General features: G+C 30.5%; 5 protein-coding genes. 3 read left to right on the top strand and 2 right to left on the bottom strand.

Annotated elements, in window-relative coordinates:
• The first annotated feature begins 52 nt into the window (after nt 1–52).
• The 3 genes from thrC to CLCHR_RS23900 are packed head-to-tail and all read left to right on the top strand — an operon-like array spanning nt 53 to nt 2,854.
• Nucleotides 53–1,510, top strand: a complete 1,458-nt coding sequence (gene thrC, locus CLCHR_RS23890) for a threonine synthase (RefSeq protein ID WP_079442434.1) — start codon at nt 53–55, stop codon at nt 1,508–1,510.
• 10 nt (nt 1,511–1,520) lie between these two features.
• Complete coding sequence (gene thrB, locus CLCHR_RS23895) at nt 1,521–2,417, top strand: homoserine kinase (RefSeq protein ID WP_079442435.1); 897 nt, start codon at nt 1,521–1,523, stop codon at nt 2,415–2,417.
• Nucleotides 2,417–2,854, top strand: coding sequence for an ACT domain-containing protein (locus tag CLCHR_RS23900; protein ID WP_079442436.1), 438 nt, complete (start codon nt 2,417–2,419; stop codon nt 2,852–2,854). Before thrB ends, CLCHR_RS23900 begins: the two co-directional genes overlap by 1 nt.
• A 75-nt stretch (nt 2,855–2,929) precedes the next feature.
• Here CLCHR_RS23900 and CLCHR_RS25385 read toward each other — a convergent pair whose 3' ends face one another.
• Both CLCHR_RS25385 and CLCHR_RS25390 read right to left on the bottom strand, forming a co-directional pair.
• Nucleotides 2,930–3,103 (bottom strand): tyrosine-type recombinase/integrase, encoded by a 174-nt coding sequence (locus tag CLCHR_RS25385; RefSeq protein ID WP_242966195.1) that lies wholly within the window; start codon nt 3,101–3,103, stop codon nt 2,930–2,932.
• Between the two features lie 138 nt (nt 3,104–3,241).
• Nucleotides 3,242–3,739, bottom strand: a complete 498-nt coding sequence (locus tag CLCHR_RS25390) for a tyrosine-type recombinase/integrase (protein WP_242966196.1) — start codon at nt 3,737–3,739, stop codon at nt 3,242–3,244.
• Nucleotides 3,740–3,987: the final 248 nt, after the last annotated feature.

A 3,987-nucleotide genomic window follows, 5' to 3' on the forward strand; every position in this document is an offset into this window, starting at 1 on the left:
AAATATAAGTGGATATATATTCATATTTAATACAATTTTGAGGTGAGATTAAATGAAGTTTAGAAGTACTAGAGGCTTAGAGAAAGATATAGAATCTGCTAAAGCAATAATTAATGGAATTTCTAAAGATGGCGGGCTATATGTTCCAGATGGATTTCCTAAAGTATATGATGAATTAAAGAAAGATACACACATTAAATACGAAGATTTAGCATTTAAAGTTATCAATGAGTATTTTACAGACATTGATGATGCAGAATTAATGGGGGCAATTAATAATGCATATAATGATAGATTCAGTGTAGAAGTAAAAAATAACTTTTTGGAATTATATCATGGGCCAACTTGTGCATTTAAGGATGCAGCGCTGTTATTTTTACCACAAATTATGAAAAGAGCTAAGAAAATTTGTGATGTTAAAGAAGATATAACAATTCTTACTGCAACGTCAGGAGATACAGGAAAAGCTGCACTTGAAGGATTTAAAGATGTTGAAGGCTTTAAAGTTGTAGTTTATTATCCTAAAAATGGAGTAAGTGCAATTCAAGAAAGACAAATGTCAAGTCAAGAAGGAAATAATGTTAAAGTCATTGGAATAAATGGCAATTTCGATGATGCTCAAACTGGAGTAAAAGAGATTTTTGGAGATAATGATTTTAGGGCAGGGCTAGCTCAAAAAGGATTTATCTTATCATCTGCAAACTCAATTAACATTGGAAGACTTGTGCCTCAAATAGTGTATTATTTTTATGGATATTTTAATTTAGTAAACCAAGGAGTAATACAAAAGGATGATTCTATAAATGTAGTAGTTCCAACAGGTAACTTTGGAAATATCTTGGCTGGATATTATGCTAAACAAATGGGGCTACCAATAGATAAATTTATATGTGCATCTAATGAAAACAAAGTTCTAACAGACTTCTTTGAAACAGGGGTGTATGATAAGAAGAGAGAACTTGTTTTAACAGAATCACCTTCAATGGATATACTTGTTTCGTCTAATCTAGAAAGATTATTATTTGAAGCAAGTGGTAGAGATGCTGAAGTGGTTAGTGAGATGATGAACAACTTAAATACTAAAGGTGTTTATGAAGTAAATGAAAAAGTTAGAAATTTCATTAAAGAATTCTATGGAAATTTTGCAACAACAGAAGAAGTGTATGATGCTATTGAAGAAATATATAAAAAAGATAATTATTTAATGGACACTCATACAGCTGTAGCATATGTAGTTAAGAAGAAATATGTAGAAGAAACTAAAGACGACAAACCAACTTTAATACTATCAACTGCAAGTCCATACAAATTCCCAAGAAGTATTTGTAATGCACTTGATATAGATGTTGATGGAGTAGATGATTTTAAAGTATTAAATGAATTATCTAATTCAACAAACACTAAGATACCAAATAGCTTAAGTACTTTAGAAAATGCTAAGGTATTACATGATGAAGTTTGGGATAAGAGTGAGATGAGAAATGCTCTACTTTCTTACTTAGATTCATAGGGGATAATATATGATTAGAGTTAGAGTACCAGCTACATCAGCAAATATGGGACCTGGATTTGATTCATTAGGGATAGCATTAAATTTATATAATGATTTTGAATTCAGGGAATTAGAAGATGGTTTGAAGTTTAATGGAATGCCAGAGGAATTTTGTAATGAAGAAAATATTATTTATCAAGCAATGAAGCATTGTTTTGATAAAGCGGGCTATAAAATAAAAGGATTAGAAATAAGCGAAATTAAACAAGATGTACCAGTATCTAGAGGTCTTGGAAGTAGCTCTACATGTATAGTTGGGGGACTAGTAGGAGCTAACGAAATCTTGGGGAAGAAGTTTTCAGACGAAGAATTATTGGAGATGGCAGTAGAAATTGAAGGTCATCCAGATAATGTTGCACCAGCCTTGCTTGGGGGTATGGTTGTTGCAATAGTTGATGAAAACAAGACTTACTATGATAAAGTGAATGTTAAGGATGGAATCAAGTTTGTTTCAATTATTCCTGATTTTAGATTATCTACTGAGAAAGCAAGAAGCGTACTTCCAAAAGAAATAAGCTTAAAAGATGGAGTTTATAACGTCTCAAGGGCTGCTCTTATGGTATCTTGCTTCTGTAGTGGGAAGTATGAATTAATAAAGTACGCATGTAAAGATGCCTTTCACCAAAATTACAGGAGTAAGTTAATTCCAGGTTTTGAAGAGGTGTATAATATGAGCTATGAATTAGGAGCATTGGCTTGTTACCTAAGTGGAGCAGGTCCAACAATCATGGCGATTATCGACGAAGGTGATGAGCGCTTTAGCAATAAGCTTAGAGAATTTTTAAGAATAAAAGGATTGGAATGGAATATATTAGAGTTATCTTTAGATAATGCGGGGGCAACCATTATAGAAGGTACAAAATAATGAGTGGAGATTACTTAGTTATAGATAAAAGGGTTTTACCTGACGTTTATGAAAAAGTTCTGTTTGCAAAAAAACTATTAAAAGATGGAAAGATAAAAGAAATAACAGAAGCTGTGAAAATAGCTGGCATAAGCAGAAGTGTATATTATAAATATAAAGACTTTGTATTTGATTTTTCTGAAACTTCGGAAGGAAGAAAAGTTACTTATAATATAATATTAAAAAATGAAAAGGGCGTTTTATCGAATATAAGTAATTATATAGCAGAAAAAGGCGGAGATATCTTGACAATAAATCAAGGTATACCGTTAAATGGATATGCTAATTTAAGTATAACAATAGATCTTTCAACAGTGGATGGCGACATAAAAATGTTAACAAGTGGTCTTCTTGACCTTAAAAATGTTGAAAAGGTTGAGTTTATAGGAATGGAGTAGGGAGGGAAACCTCCCTGTTTCTTTTATATGAACGTCTGAGAGACTTTGTAAAATACAAATCGTGCTAGAAACGTACTAATATAAATCATTAAGTTTATTTGCTACAAGGCAATCCTTGTTAGGATATAAATGAGAGTACGTATCGAGTGTGTTTTGTATTTTTTCATGTCCAAGTCTTTCTGAAATCAATATTGGAGAGAAATCAAGTTCAATTAATTGAGATGCATGAGAATGCCTTAAATCATGCACTCTAATTTTTTTACCCCACTGCGCTTACATATACTCCCTAATTGATAGCGAAGAAAATGCAATCCAAAAGTAAATACTCTATCTGTTGATTTATAATCATAGCGATAATTCTTTTACTTTTATAAGTCTTAGGAGCATTTATAATATCAGCTCCATCCATTTTGTATAAGTTTTATTTATATTAATAGTATTGTTATCTAGATTAATATCATTAAAAGTGAGAGTCAATAATTCACCACGCCTTATTCCAGTCCCAAATAATATCTTAAAAGCCATTGTTACCTTAGCTCCAGCTCTAAGTGCAGGATTAACATTTAGATTATAATACTTAATTGCGAAGTTAAAGATAGCTGCAATTTGATTATGAATTGATTTTAAATATGTATCTGAGTAATTTTCTTTCTTTAATGAATTCTGCCATTTCCGTATGTGATTTGGCGTTATCTCATTTGTATTAATATGTTTAAAATAAGGCAGCATCTTATGATTTATTAAATCTTTTTTATTACTCAACGTAGTAGATCTTGTCCTAATCTTACAATCATCTAAATATAATTCGGGAATATTCTTAAAAGTCATATCGCAATGATTTTGCTGCTTTGATAAAAAATCTCTTTCATAGGCTTTAGATTCCATTGGAGTTTTAGAGTTTCCTTTTCATTAGTTACTTATACTATCATATAAATCATTAAGTGATTACATTGAAATAGATCAATGATTTACAGAGAAATAAGTAGTATTTCTAAATAGAACAAGCTTCATAAGGGATTTCTCATTTAAGGTGTATAATGTTAAGTGTTTGTTCTTCAAGAAGTATATTTTCATTGTAAACAATATTAAAAGTTTCGTTTAATTCTCTTATTTGTATATAATAACAATATATA

The sequence above is a fragment of the Clostridium chromiireducens genome (assembly GCF_002029255.1).
Taxonomy (GTDB): domain Bacteria; phylum Bacillota; class Clostridia; order Clostridiales; family Clostridiaceae; genus Clostridium; species Clostridium chromiireducens.